Source organism: bacterium (genome assembly GCA_024224155.1).
GTDB lineage: Bacteria > Acidobacteriota > Thermoanaerobaculia > Multivoradales > JAHEKO01 > CALZIK01.
Genome location: JAAENP010000385.1, coordinates 21,702 through 43,182 on the forward strand (window position 1 = coordinate 21,702; position 21,481 = coordinate 43,182).

Annotated in this window: 13 protein-coding genes; 3 read left to right on the top strand and 10 right to left on the bottom strand. The window is 63.3% G+C overall.

What is annotated here, in order from left to right:
• The 5 genes from GY769_19390 to GY769_19410 all read right to left on the bottom strand — a co-directional run bounded on the left by GY769_19390 (position 1) and on the right by GY769_19410 (position 8,636).
• A complete protein-coding gene (locus tag GY769_19390; GenBank protein ID MCP4204084.1) occupies positions 1 to 1,773 on the bottom strand; it encodes a VWA domain-containing protein in 1,773 nt (590 codons plus the stop codon).
• Positions 1,774 to 1,925: 152 nt separating this feature from the next.
• Complete coding sequence (locus GY769_19395; protein ID MCP4204085.1) at positions 1,926 to 4,928, bottom strand: TonB-dependent receptor; 3,003 nt, start codon at positions 4,926 to 4,928, stop codon at positions 1,926 to 1,928.
• A gap of 225 nt (positions 4,929 to 5,153) precedes the next feature.
• Positions 5,154 to 6,011 carry a tetratricopeptide repeat protein gene (locus tag GY769_19400; GenBank protein ID MCP4204086.1) on the bottom strand — a complete coding sequence of 286 codons (858 nt, stop codon included), beginning with the start codon at positions 6,009 to 6,011 and terminating at the stop codon, positions 5,154 to 5,156.
• Positions 6,012 to 6,139: 128 nt separating this feature from the next.
• On the bottom strand, positions 6,140 to 7,840 hold the full coding sequence (locus GY769_19405) for a CRTAC1 family protein (GenBank protein ID MCP4204087.1): 1,701 nt from the start codon (positions 7,838 to 7,840) through the stop codon (positions 6,140 to 6,142).
• Positions 7,841 to 7,871: 31 nt separating this feature from the next.
• Positions 7,872 to 8,636: a glycosyltransferase family 2 protein gene (locus tag GY769_19410; GenBank protein MCP4204088.1), complete on the bottom strand. Its 765-nt coding sequence runs from the start codon at positions 8,634 to 8,636 to the stop codon at positions 7,872 to 7,874.
• 46 nt (positions 8,637 to 8,682) lie between these two features.
• On the opposite strand from GY769_19410, the gene GY769_19415 reads away from it, so the two are divergent.
• Complete coding sequence (locus GY769_19415; protein MCP4204089.1) at positions 8,683 to 9,585, top strand: SGNH/GDSL hydrolase family protein; 903 nt, start codon at positions 8,683 to 8,685, stop codon at positions 9,583 to 9,585.
• A 122-nt stretch (positions 9,586 to 9,707) separates the two neighbouring features.
• Here the strand turns inward: GY769_19415 and GY769_19420 are convergent, their stop codons facing one another.
• Positions 9,708 to 10,532 (bottom strand): polysaccharide deacetylase family protein, encoded by an 825-nt coding sequence (locus GY769_19420; protein ID MCP4204090.1) that lies wholly within the window; start codon positions 10,530 to 10,532, stop codon positions 9,708 to 9,710.
• Positions 10,533 to 10,558: 26 nt separating this feature from the next.
• Between GY769_19420 and GY769_19425 the strand changes: the two genes are divergently transcribed.
• Positions 10,559 to 11,731 carry an SGNH/GDSL hydrolase family protein gene (locus tag GY769_19425; protein ID MCP4204091.1) on the top strand — a complete coding sequence of 391 codons (1,173 nt, stop codon included), beginning with the start codon at positions 10,559 to 10,561 and terminating at the stop codon, positions 11,729 to 11,731.
• Here GY769_19425 and GY769_19430 read toward each other — a convergent pair.
• From GY769_19430 to GY769_19440, 3 genes are all read right to left on the bottom strand, one after another.
• Positions 11,655 to 13,496 carry a hypothetical protein gene (locus tag GY769_19430; GenBank protein MCP4204092.1) on the bottom strand — a complete coding sequence of 614 codons (1,842 nt, stop codon included), beginning with the start codon at positions 13,494 to 13,496 and terminating at the stop codon, positions 11,655 to 11,657. The genes GY769_19425 and GY769_19430 overlap by 77 nt on opposite strands.
• On the bottom strand, positions 13,493 to 14,485 hold the full coding sequence (locus GY769_19435) for a methyltransferase domain-containing protein (GenBank protein MCP4204093.1): 993 nt from the start codon (positions 14,483 to 14,485) through the stop codon (positions 13,493 to 13,495). The genes GY769_19430 and GY769_19435 overlap by 4 nt, the downstream gene beginning before the upstream one ends.
• 270 nt (positions 14,486 to 14,755) lie before the next feature.
• Positions 14,756 to 16,990 carry a carbamoyltransferase gene (locus GY769_19440; protein ID MCP4204094.1) on the bottom strand — a complete coding sequence of 745 codons (2,235 nt, stop codon included), beginning with the start codon at positions 16,988 to 16,990 and terminating at the stop codon, positions 14,756 to 14,758.
• 186 nt (positions 16,991 to 17,176) lie between these two features.
• On the opposite strand from GY769_19440, the gene GY769_19445 reads away from it, so the two are divergent.
• Positions 17,177 to 19,774, top strand: coding sequence for a tetratricopeptide repeat protein (locus tag GY769_19445; protein ID MCP4204095.1), 2,598 nt, complete (start codon positions 17,177 to 17,179; stop codon positions 19,772 to 19,774).
• Here the strand turns inward: GY769_19445 and GY769_19450 are convergent.
• Positions 19,746 to 21,449 carry a VWA domain-containing protein gene (locus tag GY769_19450; GenBank protein ID MCP4204096.1) on the bottom strand — a complete coding sequence of 568 codons (1,704 nt, stop codon included), beginning with the start codon at positions 21,447 to 21,449 and terminating at the stop codon, positions 19,746 to 19,748. The genes GY769_19445 and GY769_19450 overlap by 29 nt on opposite strands.
• Between the last annotated feature and the right edge of the window lie 32 nt (positions 21,450 to 21,481).

A 21,481-nucleotide genomic window follows, 5' to 3' on the forward strand; every position in this document is an offset into this window, starting at 1 on the left:
CTATGAGCCCGTCTCGGATCCGGTGATCTCGAGGCGAAGAAAGGAGTCGACGAAGCCGAGCTCGTCGCGGACCCCGACGGCGATCTGCTGGTCTCCTCTGCGCATGACCACCGGCAAGGTGTAGTGCGTCGAGTGCCCTAGCGCCTCCTCGAGCTTTTCGTCCGGAATGGCCGCAGAGAACGGCAGCTTCTGGACCGGGCGCGGTTGACCGTCGGGCCCTTTGATCGTCACGTACAGCGACAGCTGAGCCACGTGAGTGCCTGAATCCGTAGGGATCAAGGCGATGTTTCGGAGGGGGACCTGTACCTCGACACCGAGAATGTAGTCTCCGTCATCTCGCTCCTGCCGAGCTCCTGGCCTGAGGACGAGACCGAGCGGATTCTCGGCCTTTTGATAGAGAAGAGTCGCTACGGTGGCGTCCGCCATGCGATCATCGTCGGACTTGAGCTGGAAGCTCGCCCGATGACGGACTTTCAGCCCTTTGCCCCGGACCTTCACACGGACATCGTGAACGCCTGCCTCGCTGCCGCTCGGCCGCGCAAAACCGAGTGAATAGTAGGTGTCGAAATCGTCGATGGCCGCCAGGTCGCGCTCCAAGCTCGTCGAGGCCTGAATGCGGCGGCCACCCGTGAGCTCACCGATCAGCTCGGCCGGTTCCCGGACGTTGGCCTCGAGCACATCCAGTGTCTCCGAGGCGATGCTGCCGCCGACCGCGGCGGACCTCAAAGTCGCACCGTGATCGCTCTCGGCATCGATCGTGTACCAACCGACGCGGGCGTTGCTGGTCAGTTGCGCCAGCTCACGAACCTGGGGCATCAGATCGAACCGGCCGATCTCCCGGAAGTAGTCGGTGTCGGAGCCGACGCTCCTGAGGCCTTGCGCGGCCGGGGTACCGTCACCGTAGCGGTAGCTCCAGGCCAGAAACATCTCCTCACCGGGCCGATTGACGATCCCCTCGCTGACGTAGAGGAGGGCTTTTCGGCCCTCGACGCCGGCGAGGGAGCTCACCACTCGACTCAGATTCCTCAGAGTCGATTGGCTGGCATTGAACTCGATCTGAGCATAGGCGCGAATGCGATTGATGAGATCCGGTGAGTCAAAGGCGACTCGCCCCTCGGCGTAGTCGGCCCGGTTGTAGATGCGGCCGGTAGTCGAGAGCTCACTCAGGATCTGCCTGCGCTCGATCTCGTTGATCCGGGGCCGGTCGGCGGCGCGCTCGAGCTCGTCCAGCATCGCGCCGAGAGCACGTGGATCATCGACGAAGTCCGAGTGAATGACGAGCTCGGGGTTGAGACTGGACATCGTCACGAAGGCGCCCTGCTCGAGCCTTGTCGCGAGAAACTTCCTCAGGTCTCGAAAAACTCGTGCGCGGTTGACCGACCGGATGTGCTCGTTATCCACCACGACCGCAAGGTAGAGCGTCTGGTTCGAAGGTACGCGAGCGGGCACATCGGGAAGCGCCGGAGCCTGGAGGTCTTCGGCCCGATCAGGAGACGAGAAGGCGGCGGGGCGGCCGCGAGTCGCGGTATAGAAGTTGGTGATCTCCCGAGGCGCGCCGTCCACAAGGAGCTCGAAGTCCTCGCGCTGCAAACCGGTAACCGGCAGGCCGCTCTTGTCCGTGACGAAGACCTCGATATTGACGATATTGACGTCGACCGTTTCGAAGAAAGCCCCGGGCCGCGTAGTGAGGGTGACATCTGTCTCCTGGGCCGATGCGATACCGGCAATCGCAAGGAGCGCGAGGAGGATCGATAGGTGGCGGCGTCGGTTCATCTCGGGCTCTCGCTGTTTTGAGGCTATCACCGGTATCGGGGCCTCTGGATCACTACGAGCGGAGGCCGATGGCAGTTTGCGCGCCGGCCATGAAGGGCAAAAAGAAAGAGGGCCCGAAGGCCCTCGCGTGATCGGAACGGGACGGAGCGAGGCTAGAAGCGTAGCCTCGCGCCGAGGAAGTATCTCCTGGGCGGAACGAACCGCAGGCCCTCCCTGTAATTCGGCTGAGCCACCCGGCTCTCGATCTGAGTCGCCTTCTGATCGTCCAGGATATTGAAGATGTCGACAAAGAAGTCGGCCTGGAGTCGTCCGCTGCCGGTCCAGAGATAGGCCAGGCGGGTGTCCAGGATCCCAAACGAGGGCATCTCCAGCTGTCCGACGGAGTCCGGTGCTACCCAGCGATCGGAGATACCAGCGAAATCGAAGGCTGTGTCGACGCGGTTCGGCAGGTAGCGCCGAGACGCGAGGAAAGTGTTGTTGACGATCGCGCCGGAGTTCCACCGGTAGGAGCCACCGACTTGGAAGCCGTTATCGAAGTTGTACGAACCGGCGACCTTGGCCAGCTGCTCGACGAGCCCGGGAGTCGTGCCCTCCAGATTCGGCGCCCGTGGATCGAGCCACAGCACATCACCCGCGAAGTCGAAGTTCGAATCCGAAGAGGTGTTGGCCTCGCCGTCCGCATAGTTGAAGGAGGCGATCATCTGCCAGTTGTCGCTGTAGCGCTTGCGGAAGATGAGCTCGATGCCGTCCCAGTCGCGGAAGTTCCCCGGTGGCAGGGTCATGAGCAGGAAGTTCGCGTTCGGACGCGTGGTGAAGCCGAAGAAGTCCAGACCCAGGAAGAGGGAGTCGGGGTCATCGACCGGGCCCGGGTAATCGTCGTTATACAGCGTGGGGCTGTAGTCCTCGATGATGTCCCGGGTTTCGCGCATGATGAGGTTGCCCTCGAAGCTCATGTTGCGACCGATGTCCCGCTTGTAGCCGACCTGGTATTCGTCGGTGTAGGGCGTCGCGGTGGCGGGGGCGAAGAACCCATCGAAGCCCTCGGCAACGCCGCCGCGGGTCCGGTAGTTGACCCATTGACCGATCGGGTCCACGAACACCTGCTCCTCGAGTACGCGCGAGGTAAGCGCGCCGACGAAGTCGGTCGCGTTGAGCCGAATCGGATCGTAGTAGCGGCCGTAGTAGAAGGAGAGGCGCTCCTTGCCGTCCCCTCTGAGGTCGTAGGCCACGCTGACGCGAGGCGCTATCTCGTTGTCGAAGGTGAAGGCACTCTCGCCGGTGTCGGCGAACTGCTCCCATTCCTCCGTACGGATACCGGCGTTGACGCTCCAACGCTTCCACTGCCAGTTGTCCTGGAGGTAGTAGGTCGTGCCCTCGATGAAGCCCGTCGCGGCTCCCGAGGCGGTCTGCTGGCGACGGCTGTAGTTGATCAGGCCGTCGGGATTGCCGGCGGTCGAATTGTAGGTCATGTTCGCGGCGAGCTCGGCCTGGCTGATCGTGCCGTCGTTGTTCGTGTCGTAGGCCGCAAAGACCGTGGCCTGATCGGTCGCCGAGAGCCGGTCGAGACCCTCGATGAACCCGACGTAGTCGTCGGTGGTCAGTGCGTCGAAGAAAACGGTCGTGAAGTTCTCGACGATGTCCTGGTTCGAGATGTTCTGGCCCAGGTAACGTGTGTCGAGCGAGGTCCAGTCGTTCGTGCCCCCGGTACCGCCGACGTAGTTTTCGTCCTCGAACTCGGTAGCCTCGGCGAAGTCGAAGCCAAACTTGATCGAGTGGTCACCCCAAGAGCTGTCGAACAGGTACTCGAGAGACCCGCGAAGGCTCTCGGTGCCGCGCGTGTCGCCGTCGTTGTTGCCGTCGCCGCCGAGCTGCTCGTCAACGAAGGGTGTAAACGGGTCTCCCGAGCGGAAGCTGACGTCGTTTCTCGGTTCCTGAAGCGCAGAGATGCTGTTGAGATCGCCCTCGTGCTCGGAGAAGCCGAGCTCGAGGGAGGCATTGGCGAACACCCGCGAGTAGCTCAGCAGGGTTCGCTCGCCACCGCGCTCCTCGCCGAAGTCGCGGTTGTTCTGAAGGTTCGGATTGGCCTGGCCCGTGACGTCGGTGGGGTCGTCCAGGAAGACGCCACTAAAGAGGTCCTTGTCGGTAGCCGCGAACGAGATCTTGAAGAAGCTCTGGTCGGAGTCCCTTTCGACGGTGCGAAGTGGCGTACCCTGGGCGTTGGTTATGGTGTCCTCGCGGTTGACGTTGCGGAAGCTGGCAAAGAACCAGGCCTTGTCGCGGACGAGCGGTCCACCGAAGGTGACCGCGGCGTCGGTGATGTCGAAGTCCTGGTCCTCAAAGTTCTTGTCGGACTCGACCAGGCTGTCGTTCTGGATGTAGTAGTTGACGGATCCCGTGAACTGATTGCCGCCACTCTTGGTGATCACGTTCGAGACCAGACCCTGGGCGCCGACGTATTCGGCGGGAAGCCCGCCGGTAAGAACGCTCTGCTCCTGGATGATCTCGGTGTTGAGGTCGGTGAGGCCAACGCCATCTTTGAGATCGGTGACGTTGATGCCTTCGAAATAGTAGTAGTTGTCTCGCGACTCACCGACTTCACCCTGAAGGTCACGGTAGTTGATGCCCGAGCGCGACGCCGGGTTGAGCCCCCGGCCTTGATACTCGACCGGCGCCTGAACGCCCGGAACGAGCTGCAGATAGTCCTGGTAGCTGCGTTGCGTCGGCAGCGATTCGGTCAACTGCAGGGTGATGTCCTGGCCGGTTACCGCGCTGGTGACGTCGACGATCGGAGAGTCGCCGGTAACGACGATCTCTTCCGCGACGGCTCCAACAGAGAGCACGATCGTGATCGGGACGTCCTGACCGGCTCGCACCACGATCCCTCCGCTTCTGACCGTGGCAAAACCGTCGAGGGTCGTCGTCACCACGTAGTTAGTGGCCGGGTCTAGAGCCGCGAGGACAGCTTGGCCGGCCGCGTCGGTTACTGCTACTCGGCGGGTGAGGGTCTGATCGGATTGCGCTTCGACGCTTGCACCGGGTAGCCTGCTGCCGTCTTCATCAGCGACAGTGACCGTTACGGTGCCCCGCTGCGCCTGGCCAAACGCCGCACCGGCGACGACGGCCAGCAGAGCCATGCTAAAGAGTACGCGCCTCAATGGGACCTCCTTCTTCTTGTTCGGAATTGGCTTCGGACGGACGTTCGCATAGCGAAAGGTACTTAGTCAACTACGGACGTTTGAGCTGCAAGTTCCACACCCCTACGAGGTTTATGTAAGGATCTCTATAAGGTGCAATGAATGAGGTGTTTAGAGCGTTTGCCGGGTTAACGACTCGCCGGCAAGGCCTCCTGATTCAAAACAATGGATCCAAACCCTTGAATGCTACCTCTTTTTGAGGCTCTTCATGAGCCTCGGCACACGTGGATCCCCTGGCGCGGCCGAGCGCAGATACGACAGATGGATTGCAGCCGCCGTCTGATTGCCGTGCTCCACGAGGAGGGGAATCAGCTCCAATCGGGGCTCGATGTCGCTGGGGTCGGCGGCAATCGCAGCCTCGAGCAGGCGAACCCTGTCTTCGACCGTCTTGAGCTCTTCGAAGCGCTGCAGTGCACGCCGAGCCGGCTCACTCTCTCCGCTGCGCAGCAAGGCCTGCGACAGAAGATAGAGAGTCTCGGATCGACTGGGTCTTTGATCGAGCGCTCGCCGCAAAACCGGAACCGCTTGGGAAGGGCGCCCGGACTGCAACAGAATCCGGCCCAGCAGGAGATTGGGCTGCAGGGACAGCGGTGCCAGCGCGACGAGATCCCGGGCGATCTCCTCCGCGGCGGCGAAGTCTCCCCGGGCCAGCCGGAGCTCGGCCAGGGCGGTGCGGGCAGCTGCGTCGGCGGGCACCATGGCAAGGGCAGCCTGGATGTCACCAAGTGCTTCCTCGGGACGCCCCAACTTGAGCAGAGACAGGCCTCGATAGATCAGTGGATGCGGATTGCCGGGTGCCAGCCGGCGAGCCCTGGTTAGCGCCCTCTCGGCCTCGAAGTAGCGGGCGGACTGAAACAGAGTCAGTCCTAACAGGAGGGCCGCGTGGCCGTCACCGGGCTCGGCCGCCAGAGCGCGTTCGAAGTGATCTTGGGCACAGCGCAGCTGGGTCGCCGCCAGACAGGCCTGGCCGAGCATCACCTGGACCCTCTCGAAGGCGGGATCTTGAGCGGCCACGGCTGACAGGAGGTCCAGTGCCTCGACCACTCGGCCCCTCTCGAAGGCCGCGACACCGTCGCGGTACCGCCCGGCGATGTCGCTCGCGGACCGGGGTGGGGAAGTGAGGCCAGCTAACAGAACACCCACGACGACGAGGGCTCCAACGCTCGCAGCCCTCAATCCGACACCTCGACGCTCACGAGAGAATGCCGCGAGACGATGCCCTCGCCCTGGCGCCAGTGCAGACACTGGCCGCCGGCGACGTCCCGAGTCGCCTCCATCGAGCCATCGGGCCACCGAATCTCGAGGTGCCCGATCGTGGCTTCATCCCCAAGGCCCAGATGTACACCTGTGTCGCTGTGGGACGCATAACTTCCGCCCCCGTGGGACTCGCGAAGCAGGAATCGTCCGTTCAACCGGGCCACGACCCGGGCGCCGTGGGCGGAGCTGTTGGGGTCCGCGGCCCGGAGCTTCAAGACGACGAACCGCCTTGGCGTCCCCGCGTCGTTGCGCCAAACCCGAAGCCGGTCTCCGGAGCTGGCGATTACCAGATCGCGGTCGCCATCACCATCGATATCGCCGCTCGCCACGCCCCTCGAAGACAGAGGCGCGCCCGGGAACTCCAAGGTCTCGAACTCGCCGTGCCCCTTGTTGAGGAAGAGCTGATCGCTCATGGCGAATGAAGATCCGCGAATGAACTGCTCGGCGTTGTCGTAGACGTGGCCATTGGCCACGGCCAGGTCCAGGTCACCGTCGCCTTCCACATCCAGCGCCGCCATACCGAAGCTCACCTTCTCGTTCGACGGAAAGCCCAGGCCGCTCGGGTAGGTCGCGTCGTCAAAGAAGCCCTCGCCGGCATACGTGTACAGGCGATTCGGCTCCTTCTGGAAATTGGTCGCAAAAATGGACTGCCTGCCGTCCCCGGTCAAGTCCCCGATGACGGCGGCCATCCCGCCCTCGACCTGCCCGGCCATGCTGTAGCCCACGCCGGCCTCCGTGCCGCCCTCTGACAGCACACCGTTGCGGTTCCAATAGAGGTGATTCCTCGAACGATCGTTGGTGATGTAGAGGTCCGGATACCCGTCGCCTTCGATGTCGCCCACGGCCAGTCCCATCCCACGGCCGTCGGCAAGGATGCCGGCTGACTCGGAAACGTCGGTGAATCGCCCGCCGTCGTTCCGGTAGAGCCGATCGCGAGCCGGCGAGAAGATCTCCGGGCTGCAATAGATCGTGAGAGTCCCGGCCTTGCAGGGAGTCTCCCGGCCGGCGTCGTAGTCGAGGTAGTTGACGACGTAGAGATCAAGGTCGCCGTCACGGTCGAAATCCAGGAAGGCGCCGCCCACGCTCCACAACGGGTCGTCGACGCCCACGTCCACCTTGGCGAACCGGCCCTCGCCGAGGTTTCGATACAGGGCGTTGGGACCGTAGTTCAAGACATAAAGATCGGGCCGTCCGTCGCCGTCATAGTCACCGACCGCGGTCCCCATTCCGTAGCCGGAGTCGCCGACACCCGAAGCATCGGTCGCATCGACAAACCTTCCATCACCTCGGTTCAGGTAGAGCCGGTTCGGAGGCCGGGCGGAATCGGCGGTGGCAACCAGCGCGCCGCCATTTACCGCGTAGAGGTCAAGATCACTATCGCCGTCGGCGTCGAAAAGCGCCACGCCCGGGGCCATGGTCTCGGGGAAATGCCTGTCTTTGGTAGCACCCTTGTCGTGGATGAAATCGATGCCGGTCGCCGCCGTGATGTCCCGGAATGGGAAAGCGTGCGCCTCGGGGTAGGCCGACGCAGGGCTGGCGGTGTTCTCGACAGGCTCACTGTGGGGCCTCACCGGCGCATCGCGGCCGCAGCCGGCGAGCAGGGCCAGCAGTGTCATCGACCCGATCAAGCCGGAGCGGCTCGAAGCGCTAGCTTCGATCAAAGCTGCGACCCCCTTGGGAGAACAATCGGCTGCGCACCACCTTCATGCGGTTGAGACGAAAGAGCACCGAGGTCCAGAGCACGCCCAGGCCATAGACGACGCTGCGGCGCAGACTGATCGACGACGCGTCCGGGAAGTACCTGGCTGGGCAAGAGACCTCGCCGATGCGAAAGCCGGAGTAGATGGCCTGCGACAGGATCTGATTGTCGAACAGAAAATCGTCCGAGTTCTTCTCGAGGGGGAGGCTGGTCAGGACTTCACGGGAGAACGCCCGGTAGCCGGTGTGGTACTCGGAGAGCTTCATGCTCAATAGCAGGTTCTGCACCAGGGTAAGGATCCGGTTGGCGACATAGCGATGCCGGGGCATGCCGCCCTTCAAGAGGCCTTCGGAGAGGATCCGAGATCCCAGCACGACGTCGTACTGGCCGATCGCGACCATGGACGCCATGGCGGTCACGAGCTTGGGTGAATATTGATAGTCGGGGTGCAGCATGACGACGACCTCGGCGTCCCGCGCCAAGGCCTCCCGGTAGCAGGTCTTCTGGTTGCCGCCGTAGCCCCGGTTGCGTTCATGCACCACCGTCACGAGGCCCAGGCCGCGTGCCAGCTCCACCGTCTTGTCGCTGCTGGCGTCGTCGACCAAGACAACCTCGTCCACGGTTTCAGCCGGTATCTCCTCAACGGTCTGCCGAAGGGTCTTCGCGGCGTTGTAGGCCGGCAGCACGGTGACCACTCGCTTGCCATGGATCATAGGGGCTAGAGAATACTCAATTCGCTCAATTCAGTATTCTGTAGGCATGGAGTGGCGTTCAAGAGCCTTCACGGCCGCCGTCTTCCTTTCGGCTCTTCTGGCTGTGCCCACGGTCTGTCTGGGCCAGGAACCCGCGGAGCGCGTGCGCGATGAGCGCAGTCTCGCTTACCGATACGACTCGGAGCTCGGTTGGTTCCCCAAGGCCGGCAACGAGGTCAGCTACACCGGAACGCGGACCATCCGGATCGCTCACAACGCCATGGGCTTTCGCGACAAGCCCCATGCTCTCGAGAAGACACAGCCGCGCATCGTGTTCGTGGGGGACTCCTTCGTTTGGGGCTACGACGTCGAAGTCGGAGAGCGCTTTACCGAGTTCCTGCAGGCCGAGCTCGACGCGATCGAAGTTCTCAATCTCGGTGTCAGCGGTTACGGCACCGATCAGTGCTATCTGCTGCTACAGAGGTTCTTCGACCGCTACGACCCGGACGCGGTGATCTACATGTTCTCGGAGACCGACGTCTTCGACAACTCGGTCAACTTCAACTACAAGGCCTATTTCAAGCCCTACTACATTCTCAAGCAGGGGCGACTCGAGCTGCACGGTGTACCGGTTCCGCGGGCCTCAGTGTGGACAAAGGTCCTGAAGACCGTTGCCGACCGCTTTCCGCGCCTGCGCAACCGAGAGGACGTGACTCCGCATCTGATCAGCGCCATGGACACATTCGTCAAGTCGAAGGGTGCCAGCTTTGCCGTTGGGCTGATCGACGAGAGCGCGAGCTTGAGACGCCATTTCGAGCAAGAGGGCGTCGTCTTCTTTGACCTGACTCACATTGACGAGCGCTATCGCTACCCAGGGCATGGTTTTCATTGGACGCCGGAAGGGCACCGGCTCGTAGCCAAGGCCGTTCTCGCCTTTTTGCTGCACAACAGCCCAGGACCCGTCCGCTGAGGCGAACTGCACCGAGTGCAGGCCGCCGGTGCCGCCTCTCCGCGAGCGAAGAGAGGCTCGCTCCGAGGCGCACACGACCGGCCTTTCATTAGCCGACGCCATCGCAATGGAAGCTGCAAGGGCTACGGCGGTGCGGCGAGCTTGGCGCCGTCCAGATAGGCTTCGAGATCCCTCAGCGCCAGGACGGCGTACCCGTGGCCGTCGAGGTAGGTGATGAACTCCCTAAACCGGTGCGGTCGCGTACTGACCCAGGGATGCCGTCGATCGGGGACGCCGTGGAACTGGAAGACCGGAATCTCTCCGTCACCGGCTCGCGCCAGCGCTGCCTTGAAGTCGTCAAGGGTCCACTCCGGCCGTGCATCACCGGTCGACGGAATCATCAGCGGATGGTGCCGTCCCGGAGCAAACGCGACCCCCTTACCGCCCTCATACGGATACTCCGGCGAACCACCGCGGCGGGCGAACTTGAATCCAGCGGCTTCGAGAATCGGCAACGCCTTCGGATGGAATGTGTTGGCCGGATAGGCGAAACTCACGGGCTCGGGGATACCGTGCTGTCTACACTTTTCGTTAACGGCTTCAATCTGCTCGCTCAGCCTGGTCAGGGAGCGCTCGCTGACCGCCAGATGGTCACGCGTGTGGTTGCCGATCTCGAACCCGTCCAGATGCAGCTGCCGGATCTGCTTCCAACTCATGTAGTCACGCTTGTTGGAAGGGAAATCGAAGCCTTCGGTGACGAAGAATGTCGCCGAGAACCCGTGCTCCAGAAGAATCGGGCGAACCACGGTGAAGTGCGATCGAACCGCGTCGTCGAACGTCAGCACGACCACCTTGGCCTGGTCCGTACGCGGCCCGCTCGTTGGCTGCGACGGCTCTGCCTGGGCTACGATCTCGGCTGGCCAGACGGCCGAGACCAGAAAGACCGCTGCTAGGCTGAGGTACCTCATTTCTCGGTCACACACCATTGAAACAGATGCGCGAGCAAGACACCACTCCCGGCGTCGACCGAAGTCCGTGGGCAAGGTCCCTACGCCGGAGCGTCGGCCCGAAGCTGCTGCTCGCCGCCTTGAGCTTGCTCTCTAGTCTGTTGCTACTTGACCTCGCTGCCAGAGTGCTCTTCAGGCGCGAGCTCGATCCCGACCTCATCGCCGAGCGCAATGCCGCGACCAACTTCGGAGCGTTTACCCGACCCAGCGAAGTCCCCGGACTGGTCTACGAGCTCTCTTCGGGTGTGCGGCTGCGTTGGAACGAGCTGGAGGCGATCGCGATCAGTGAGCTCGGCCCCTACCGGGTCGATGAGGCCGGCGAGAGACCGGTTCCCGAGCGGGCTCTTCGAATCGCGGTCCTGGGTGATTCGACCTCGTTCGGATGGAGAGTGCCGTTCGAGGTCAGCTACCCGGAGGTTCTGAGACGGTCTTTGGAAGAGCATCTTGGCGTGCCGGTCGCGGTCCGCAACTACAGCGTCCCCGGCTACAACAGCGAACAGGAGCGCCTTGTTTGCGAGCGCTGGGCCCTGCCCTCGCAGCCCGACCTGCTGATCCTGCACTACGATCACAATGATTGGGAGCCGGCAATCCGCGAGAAGCCGGCAAGCTACCTGGACCCCGCCTACGGCGACAATCCTCTTCGCTCCGCGCTGGTCAGGCTCCTACTGCGGCGAGTCCGGATCGCCCGCGAGATCGAGAGACGAGAGACGCCGCTTGCCCGCGAGCACCGTCTCCTCGGAGACTACGCCCTCGAGGGCCCACTCTACGATCGGCATCTCGAGCAGCTGGGCCGGATCGCCGACCAAGCGGCTCGCCGCGGGATTCCGGCCGTCGCCGTCATCTTCGACGCGTTTCTGCAAAGTGAGCAAAGGCCGCTCGAAGGCGAGCATTACCGCCTGCTCCATGGCCGACTCATCCCTGCGCTTGTCGACAGGGGCTTCGAGGTCCTCGATCTCTTCCATCCCTACCAGCGCTTGATGGCGGAGCAGGGCTGGAAGGATCTGTCTCGGCTCTGGGTCGCGACCGACGACGCTCATCCCAATGAGATCGGACACGAGCTCATCGCGCAGGGGCTGGAGCAGTTCATCCTGGGCAACAACCTGCTCGCGAGCCGGGAGGGACCGAGTCGGGAAGCGACGCGGCGCCCGACCTCCTCTTGAGAAGCAGCACCCGCCAAGCCTCGCTCTCGTCGGCCTCGAAGACACGCTCCAGGTCGTAGGATGCCCGGATCCAATCCCCCAGCTCCATGGCGTAGTCGAGTCCGATACCCCGGCGTCCGTACTCGCTGAGGTCGCGGGAGGTCGTGACCAGGTAGTCGGGCTTGGTGGCGTCGAGCTCCCGGATCATGCGCCGCTCTACCTCGATCGAGCCGATCTCGACCGGCGTAAGGAGGTAATAGGCGGTCGGATTCTTGAAACCGGTGAAGTAGTTGAGGCTGACTCCTTCGGGCAGCACGACCATGGTCGGGTTCTCCGGTGCGAGTCGGGTCGCCGCGTAGTCGAGAAACTCATTGAGAGACTCGGTGCGCCCGGTCGGATAGTCACGGATCATGCCCTTAGCCGTAATCAGGGTGCTGGTCTTCTCCGCATGGGAGCGCGACATCGCCATCTCGAAACGCCCGACCAGTACCAGAGCCAGCGCCGCCAGCGCCGCGACCGTCGCACGCCGGTCCAGAAAACGGTGGGGCAGAGCGGCCGGAAGTCGAACGCCGAGCGCGTACACGACAAAAGCATAGCTCGGCACGAGAAGATAGAAGCCGTACCACATCGGATGAAACTGCAGGAGAACCCGGAGCCCGGAGAGGAAGGCGAACGCCGCCAGCAAGAGCACTGGATCCCGGCGATCGCGAGCCAGAGAACCCACCATCGCCACGATCGCGACAACGGGAGTCGCCTGAAACAGCCGCACCTCCGCCCAGAGCCAGATCAAGAAGGCGCTCAGCGCCACGAGCGCGATCGCGCTCACGACGCCGAGGTAACGGCGTTCGAAGAACCGGGTCGCGACGACGCCCACCCCGGCCAAGATCAAGACCAGAGCGATCTTCCCAACAGGCACGAGCGTGCGGACGAGATTCTCCAGGGGCCTGTCGAAGCCGCTCACCGACTTGAAGAAGTCGGCGCTCTGAGAGTCACCGGCGAACTTGGTCAGGTTCTCCGAGAACAGACCGTGCTCGGGCAGAGCCTCGAGATCGCCGTGCGGTTCCCGGGGCGCGAACGCGGCGAGAAACAGCACGGCGACGAGCGCTGCCGAGGCCAGAGTGCCGAGGATGGCTTTCCGAGGCATGCGGTGAGCCCACCATGCCAACAGGTGAACGGCCGCGATCGCGAGGCCGATCTCCTGCTTGGAAAGTACGGCAGCGAAGAGCAGGAGGACGCTGCCGCTCAGCGAGACCGGCGACCGAGCGCCATAGAGGTGGCGCAGGAGCAGCAAGAAAGACCCCATCGAGCAGGCGGCGGCGAAGGTGGCCGCGAACGAGTAGGGGAGAACGAAATTGGCGCCTCCCGTCGAGTTGGTGAAGAAGCTCAGAGTCAGGAAGAGAAACGCCGAGGCAAAACCCACCGCGGCACCTCGGAATCCGCGGCCACCCAGGGCGCAACCGACCCCATAGAGGCCTACCATGGCGGTCACACCCGTGAGGGCGCCACATGCCGCGAAAACCCAGAGGGCATCTCCGAAAAGAGCGGTGATGGCCGCCAGTAGATAGGGCGCGGCGGGCCCGTAGTTGTAGAGCAGGTCGCGGTAGAGAACCCGGCCTTCGAGGATCTGGGATGGGATGTACAGATCTCGACCGAGATCGATGATCGGTTCCCCCCAGCTCTCGAAGGACGAAACGAACAGCAGAGCAGTCGTGACCACCAGCAGAGACCAGGCCACGACATGCGGCGCGAGATTGTGAGCTCGTGAGAACGGCGGCGGAGACGTCACTCAGGACCATCCTTCTTGCGGCCGATTACCAAGAACAGACCGCCCTCCTCACCGCTTCCGAGGGCCATGCCGAGCTGCACCAGGGCGTGGTCGAGTGCGCTACCCGCGGGGTTGCGCTCGAAGAGCCGCTCATCGGCCGTGAATCTGTCGAGCGCCGTCGCCTTCGGAATCGCATTGACAAACTCGACTCCGTCTTCGACGAACCAGCCCAACACCTCTCCGATCGAGTGCTTGGTCTCATGGGGATGTCGGTACTGGTCGTTGAACCAGCTGCGGCGGCGCGCCTCACCCAACTCGGGCTTTCGCAATCGCGGATCGAGGCCTTGCCAGCGCTCGCTCCTGTTTCCCATCAACCGAAACACCAGTCGTCGCAGATCCGTGGGCAGCCGGCCCCAGGTGTTGTACAAACCCACGAGGACGTAGCCACCCGGGCGGGCCAAGCGGGTCAGCGCAGTGAATCCTCTTCGCGGATCGGCGGTGTGGTGCAGAACTCCGTTGGCGACAACGAGATCGAAACTCGATTGAGCGAGTGCCCCTCGAAAGAGATTCATCTGCACGAACGTGGCGTTGTCAATGCCATTCTCGAGCTTGAAGCGTTGTGCGAGCTCGAGGGAATTGCCGCAGACGTCGGCGCCGACGACCGTTCGATCCGGGGTCAGGGCCAGGAAATTCGTCAGCTGACCGGTTCCGCATCCGCAGTCCAGAATGGTTGCGTTGGCGGGAACCTGGTCATCGAGCACCCGCGCGAACAGGCCCCGCCGGGCCTTGTCAATGAGACTCGCTGCGCTGTCGAGGCTCTCGTAGTCCGGAAACGGCGTTCCTTCATAGAAGCTCTTGACCCGTGCGGTGACGGCGTTGGTCGGGTCGTACTCTTCCTCGCGGTAGAGCCGGAGAATCCCGGAGTTGCAGGGATAGGGTTCGCCGCAGCGGCGGCATTGGGCGCCGTTGTCCACGATCTCGAGAACGGCTCTACACAGAGGACAGACCAACAGGCCCGGTCGCTCCCGGAATAGCGGCGGAACCACAGATGGCGCGAGGCTCCCCACGAGGTGCAGACTAGAACAGTGCGTAGATGAAGGGAGCGACGGCGCTCGAGGTCGCCGTCACCAGGGCACCCACCAGAAGCAGCACCAGCACGAGCGCGAACATCCAACGCTTCTTCTCTTGCTTGAGGAACTGCCAGTACTCTTTGAGCAACGACAACATGGCCGTGACAGGCTATCAGCTCACCCCCCACGGTTATCCGGGTAAGCAGGCCACTAGTACTGGCGACGGTAGCGGTCGTCGCCCTCCGCGGGGGTCTGCTTCGGACGCCAGTTCGTCTGCCGCTGACCCGGCCATCGCGTATCGAGGGAGGGTCGACCGACCATGCGCCGGAACAGACCGAAGGGAGTCACCACCAAGAAGAAGCTGAGCACCAGAGCCGCACCGGAAACGACCTTGCCGATTCTCTCGGCAAGCCTCATCCAGAGCCGGTAGACAAGGGTCCAGACCGGGAGCTTCAGCAGACTCGCGAGAGCTACGACAGCGGCCGCCGCTCCGGCGACGCGCGCGCGCCCAGGATGAGCGAAGACGCCAGCCAGCACGGCCAGAACGATGAGCACAACCGCCAGAATGAGACCAAAGCGCCGCGCGTCTCGCTCTACCGTGTCAGGGGCAGAGCCCGACGTTGCCTCGCTAGATTGCCGAGCCGTCCAACGAGTCCGCGCGATCCGGGTCGGGTCTTTCTCGACGATGAACGAGCCGAGAACGAGAAAGTCCATATCGGTTCGCTCGAAACAGCGGTAGGCCTCCGCCGGTGTGCGCACAATCGGCTCGCCGCGCACGTTGAAGGACGTGTTGACCAGCACGGGGCAGCCGGTTCGCTCGTGAAAGCGTTCAAGAAGCGCTCGAAATCGAGGCTGGGCCTCAGCGCCAACGGTCTGGACGCGCGCGGATCCATCGACGTGCGTGACTGCGGGTATCGTCGAGCGAACTTGGCGCAGGCGCTCGAGGCCGGCTGCGTCTTGTTCGGCGTTCTCGGGAACGGAGCGGCGCTGCCGCCGATCGACGCCGCACACCAGAAGCATGTAGGGGCTGTCGCCGTCGAGCCCGAAGTACTGCGGGGCGTGCTCCACGAGAACAGCCGGCGCAAAGGGCCGAAACGACTCCCGGAACTTGATCTTCCGGTTCAGGACGGTCTGCGTCTCCGCGCGTCGCGGATCGGCGAGAATGGAACGAGCGCCCAGGGCACGAGGGCCGAACTCCATGCGCCCCTGAAACCAGCCGGCCACCTTGCCTTCGGCCAGTAGTGCCGCCACCCGGTCGACCAGCCCCTCATCGTCGAGCTCGGCGGGGTCGAGCCCGCGCTCGGTGAGGAAGGCGGCCACCTCGCGATTGCTGAAAGCGGGCCCGAGAAGGGAGCCCTGTTGCCGATCGTTCTGGCCATCGGCCTTCCTCCCGCCACCGTTCAGCTGGTGGTGAACGAACAGCGCGGCGCCCAGGGCCCCGCCGGCATCACCGGCCGCAGGCTGGATCCAGACGTTGTCGAAGGAACCCTCCCGCACGATGCGTCCGTTCGCGACGCAATTGAGAGCGACCCCACCCGCGAGGACCAGGTTCGGGGACTCGGTCATCGCGCGTGCGCGCCTTGCCATGCCGAGCATGGCTCTCTCGGTGACCGCCTGCACGGATCGCGCGAGGTCCATTTCCCGTTGAGTGATCGCGGCCTCGGGTAGGCGGGCGGGACCGTCGAACAGCTCGGCGAAGAGTCGATTCGTCATGCGCAGAGACGTGCAGTAGGCAAAGTACTTCAGGTTGAGGCGCAGTGAGCCGTCGTCGTAGAGATGCACCAGGTCGTTGAGGATGCGGTCGACGTACTTGGGCTCGCCGAAGGGCGCGAGTCCCATCAATTTGTACTCGCCCGAGTTGACCTTGAAGCCGCAGAACGTCGTGAAGGCGGAGTAGAGGAGCCCCAGGGAATGCGGAAAGTGAAGCTCTTCGAGTATCGAAATCTGGTTGCCACGGCCGACCCCGATCGATGCGGTGGCGCGTTCGCCGACACCGTCGGCAGTGACGATTGCCGCCTCCTCGAACGGCGAGGGAAAGAACGCGCTCGCAGCATGAGACTCGTGATGCTCGGTAAAGTAGATCGGTCCTTCGAAATCGAGCTCGCGCCGGAGCAGATCGCGGGTCCTGAGCTTTTTTCGCATCCACAGCGGCATCGCTTCGAGGAACGACGGCAGGCCATTCGGAGCGTAGGCGAGATAGGTCTCGAGCAGTCTCTGGAACTTGAGAATCGGCTTGTCGTAGAAAACCACGGCGTCCAGATCGGAGGCGCTCGATAGCTCACCTTCCTCGAGGCAGTAGCCGATCGCTCGGCGCGGAAAGTCCGCGTCGAACTTGACTCGGCTGAATCGCTCTTCCTGTGCCGCGGCGATGATCTTGCCGTCGATGACCAGGCAGGCCGCGCTGTCGTGGTAGAAGGCGGAGAGGCCGAGAATTCTTGTCGGCATGGAACCCGGAGAGCGACGCAAGGCTAGCAAAGATGGTGGGCCGGTGCGAGGCCGTCGGGCAAGCGGTAGGGTGTCGGCGCCGCTCGGGCAATGGCCGCACAAGAGGCCGAGCTAGAATCTTGGTCGAGGCCACTGCCTGACCGCGAGTCAAGGCACTGACTTTCGAGGCTTCGAAGGGCCTACGACATGCCGAGATCATCTCGAAAACGAAAGGACCTGACGCCGATCTCTCGGGGAAAGCGAGTTGCCTTTACCGCTGTGACAGTCGCTCTTTTTCTCGGGCTCGCCGAGGTGGTGCTCGCGCTTCTTGGTGTCAGGCCGATCGTGGTGGAGAGGGATCCATATGTCGGTTTTGCCAGCGAGCTGAGACTGTTCGAGCGCGAGGGCGAGACCGGGAAGATGCGGACGGCGAGGAACAAGCTCTCCCTTTTCAACGATCAAGCCTTCGACCGAAAGAAGACCCCGGAGACCTTCAGGATCTTCACCCTGGGCGGTTCGGTCACATACGGCCGGCCGTTCGACGACAGCACCTCGTATTCAGGCTGGTTGCGGACCTATCTGAAGGCCGCGGCTCCGGAGAGGCAATGGCAGGTGATCAATGCCGGTGGGATCTCCTACGCCAGCTATCGGGTCGCCAAGCTGATGGAAGAGCTGATCGACTACCAGCCCGATCTCTTCATCATTCTCTCCGGCCACAACGAGTTCTTGGAAAAACGAACCTACGGCGACATCATAGATGAGCCCAAGGCAATCACCCGCAGCAAGCTTCTGCTGCAGAGAAGTCGCCTTGTAGCGCTCGGTCGCAAGGTCGTCGAGCGACGTCCGTCCAGAGCACGCCGAGCCTACGAGCTCGAGGGGGAAGTGGAGGAGTTGCTCGAGAGCTCGGCGGGTTTGAATTACTACTTCCGCGACGATGGCTTCGAGGAGCAGGTTCTCGATCACTACCGGTTCAACCTGCAGCGCATGATCGATCTGGCGAGCTCCGTGGGTGCGCGAGTCATCTTGGCCTCAATCCCAGTCAACGAAAAGGACTTCGGACCGTTCAAGAGTCAGCATAGCGATGAGCTGAAGGCAGACGAGCGAGCTCGAGTCGCCGAGCTCGTGGTCGAGGCCGCCGACGCTCTCGCGGCGGGCGAGGGCGAACGAGCGCGGGAAGCCGCGGCAGCCGCGGTGTCCATCGACCCACTGTACGCCGAGAGTCACTTCCAGTTGGGGCGAGCGCTACAGTCGCTCGGGCTCTTCGACGAGGCTGCGACATCCTTTGCCCGGGCCATCGAAGAAGACGTCTGCCCGCTCCGCGCTCTCGCCAGAACGAACCAGCTCGTCTTCGAAGCCGCGAGCCGTGGCCAAGCTCCATTGGTGGATTTCCGGGCGCTCCTCAAGCAGCGCATGGTCGAGACGGCGGGGCACGCCAATCTGGGCGACGAGCTGTTCCTGGACCACGCCCACCCGACGGTCGAGGGGAACGGCGTTCTGGCACGCGCTCTGGTCGAGCGAATGAGCGAGATGGGGCTCGTCAGCCTGCCCGCGGATTGGGCCGGGCCGATCGACGAGAGCGTTCGCGCCGCCGTTCTGGCCCGGGTCGATGACGAGGCGCAGGCCAAGGCCTATAAGAACCTCTCCAAGGTCCTGATCTGGGCAGGGAAGAAACGCGAGGCGGAAAAGTACGTTCGCCTGGCCGCCGAAGTCCTGGCCGAGGATTGGGAGGTCTACTACAACGCCGGCTCGGTGCAGCTCGAGCGACTGGACTACGGGGCCGCCATCGGTAGCCTTCAGGAGGCCGTCAGACTCAATCCCCAAGCGTCGCGTGCTCACGACCTCCTGGGGGTAGCCCTGGCAGCGGCGTCTCGCCTGGACGAGGCGGCGGCTGCCGGAGAGCGGGCTGTGGCTCTCGATCCCCAGGCCGCCGCGGCCTGGAACAACCTGGCCATCTCTTACTCAGCCAAGGGTAGCCTGGACAAGGCACACGAGGCGACGCGAAGGGCTCTCCGGCTCGAGCCCGAGTTTGCCGAGGCGCACAATACCGTCGGCAAGATCCACTTTGACCGTGGTGAACTGGATGCGGCGCTCGACAGCTTCAATCGCGCCATTTCCCTCAGGCCTGGTTACCTCGAGGCGAGGCTCAACCGGGGCCTTGTCTTCGGGCAGCTGGGTCGCTTCGCCGAGGCTCTGGGCGCTTTTGAGAAGATCCTGGACCTCGATTCGCGCATCGCGCCGGCCCATCTGGCGCGGGCAAAGGCGCTGTTTGCCAGAGACGGCGGTTCTTCCGTGGCTGCCATCGAGGCTCTTGAGAGAGCCGTCGATCTCGATCCGCGCTTGATCGAGGCTTGGATGCTGCTGGTGACCGACTTGAGCGCGTCGTCCCAAGCCGAGCGCGCGGCTGGAGCTCTCACGAGAGCACTGGCGGCGAACCCGAGAGCAGCTGCTCTTCACCACCTTGCGGGCCGAATGAGCGCCCAAGCGCGAGACTGGGACCAGGCCGAAGCGTCGTTCAACAAAGCGGTCGAGCTCGATTCGACGCTACTCCAGGCCTGGATCGATCTCGGCCGGTTGCGAACGGCGCAAGGGCGATCTGCAGAGGCGGTAGCGCTCTACCGAAAAGCGTTGGCGCTGAGGGAGAACGACGACGGCTTGCACCACATACTGGCTGCATCTCTCGTGATCTCCGGGCAGGTCGACGAGGCCCGAGAGCATCTGCAACGAGCACTCGAGATCAATCCGGAAAACGCCGCGGTCGCATCCGACCTGGCAAGGCTCAACGCCCGGCGCTCACCAGGCGGGTGACTATCGCAGCCTCGCCGCTGAACTGATCGCGCAAACCGATCGCCAGACTCTGTCGACCGGCCCGCAGCAGAAGTCTGTGCGTGTAGAGCCAGCTTTCGCCGCGCGCGGCCTCCGCGTTCTCATTTGCGATCCTGAGCCCGAGGGGTATCTCTTCGACCGCGGAGAGGCCTCCGACGTCGCTCATGGCGCCGACATACAACTTGAGGCTCACTTGATGAAAATCACCTCGAGGTAGCAGCACGACGTTCTTCAGGGGAATCCTGATTCGAACCGGAACGACAAAAGTGTCGGCGTCGCGCGGTTCGGGAGGACCGATCTCGAGCTCGAGGTTCCAACGGTTGTCCTCTACCGCGTGCACGAGAGCCGCTCGGGTTCGCTCGTCCATCAGGCTCCGCTCGTTCTTGTCGCGATAGCTCCTGCGGTAGCGCAGCCGCAGACCCCGGCGCTTCACCTTGACCTGAATGTCGTAACGCCGCCCGGTTCCGAAGTGACCAGGTGAGTAGCCCAATGAGTAGTAGGTGTTGAGATCTTCGCCGATCTCGTTGAGTGCCGGCAGCATGTCGTTGCGATTCAGGATCGCCCGACCGCCGGTTTCATCGGCAAGAAAGAACAATGGATCCTGCATGTTGGCGAAGTGATCACTGTACAAGTGCGTTGCCATCCGATCGTCGGCCACACCCGGATTCTCGGCGGCCCCGGCCAGGTTGGGCCGCAAGCCGCCGGCGTCCATGGTGTAGAAAGTGATGCCATGGGCGTTGGCGCTCGCGCCGAGCTCTTCAAACCTCCGCGCGGCGTCGTAGTTGAGGAAGTCACTCATCGCCGACGAGGACTCGAACTTTGACTCGACGGCACTGAAAAGATCCGCTCCTGCCACCATGGGCAGCCCACTGCTGACGTAGAGGACGGCCTTTCTTCCCGGTAGGCCGGCAAGGTTCTCGACCAGTTCCTTGAGCGCGTCGACCGAACGATTGAGCGTATCCAGAAGAGAATCCGCGTGCGGCCGGATGGCCATCAAGGCCTGATCGGCGCTTTCGGATTTATCCAGCAGGCGAATCAGACCGCGTCGCACGGAGTCGAACTGAGCACCTTCGCCCCTGACCTCGTTCACCTCCCGCAGCGCCTCGGTAACGAGGCCGAAGTCACTGGTGAAGGTCTGTCGCACGTTGAGCGCCCGGTCGTACGAGACGACCATCACGCGATCGTCGTTCTCGAGCCGGGTCACGAGGAAGCTGCGCAACTCGTCCATGACGCGCTTGCGCTCGAGCGGACGGATGTTGACGTTGTCTATATAGACCACCAATCGCACTCGCTCGTCTTCGGGTACTTCGGTGGGCTCGAGCAGCGGAATCCGGGCCCGGTTCGAGTCAGCGGCTGGAGGGGGCGCCGCCTCACCGGCGTCCGGAGAAGATCTCCTTCGGTTGACAAATCTGGCGAAATTCGCGATCTGCATCGGTCGGCCGTCCTCGAAGATCTCGAAGTCGCCGACCGTCAGGTCCGAAACCGGTCGCCCTTGCTTGTCTGCAACGTATACCTCGACATTGACTACGTTGACCTGGACTGTTTCGCTGAATGTCTCCGACTCGCCTGGAACCTGGCCACGAGCCGGCCGAGCGACCGCCGCGCCGAGCGACAACGAGAGAGCCAACAGGGCTGGAAGTGCGGTTCGCGGGGTCATGCTCTTGGCGCTGAGTATCCGAGCCCGGTTCG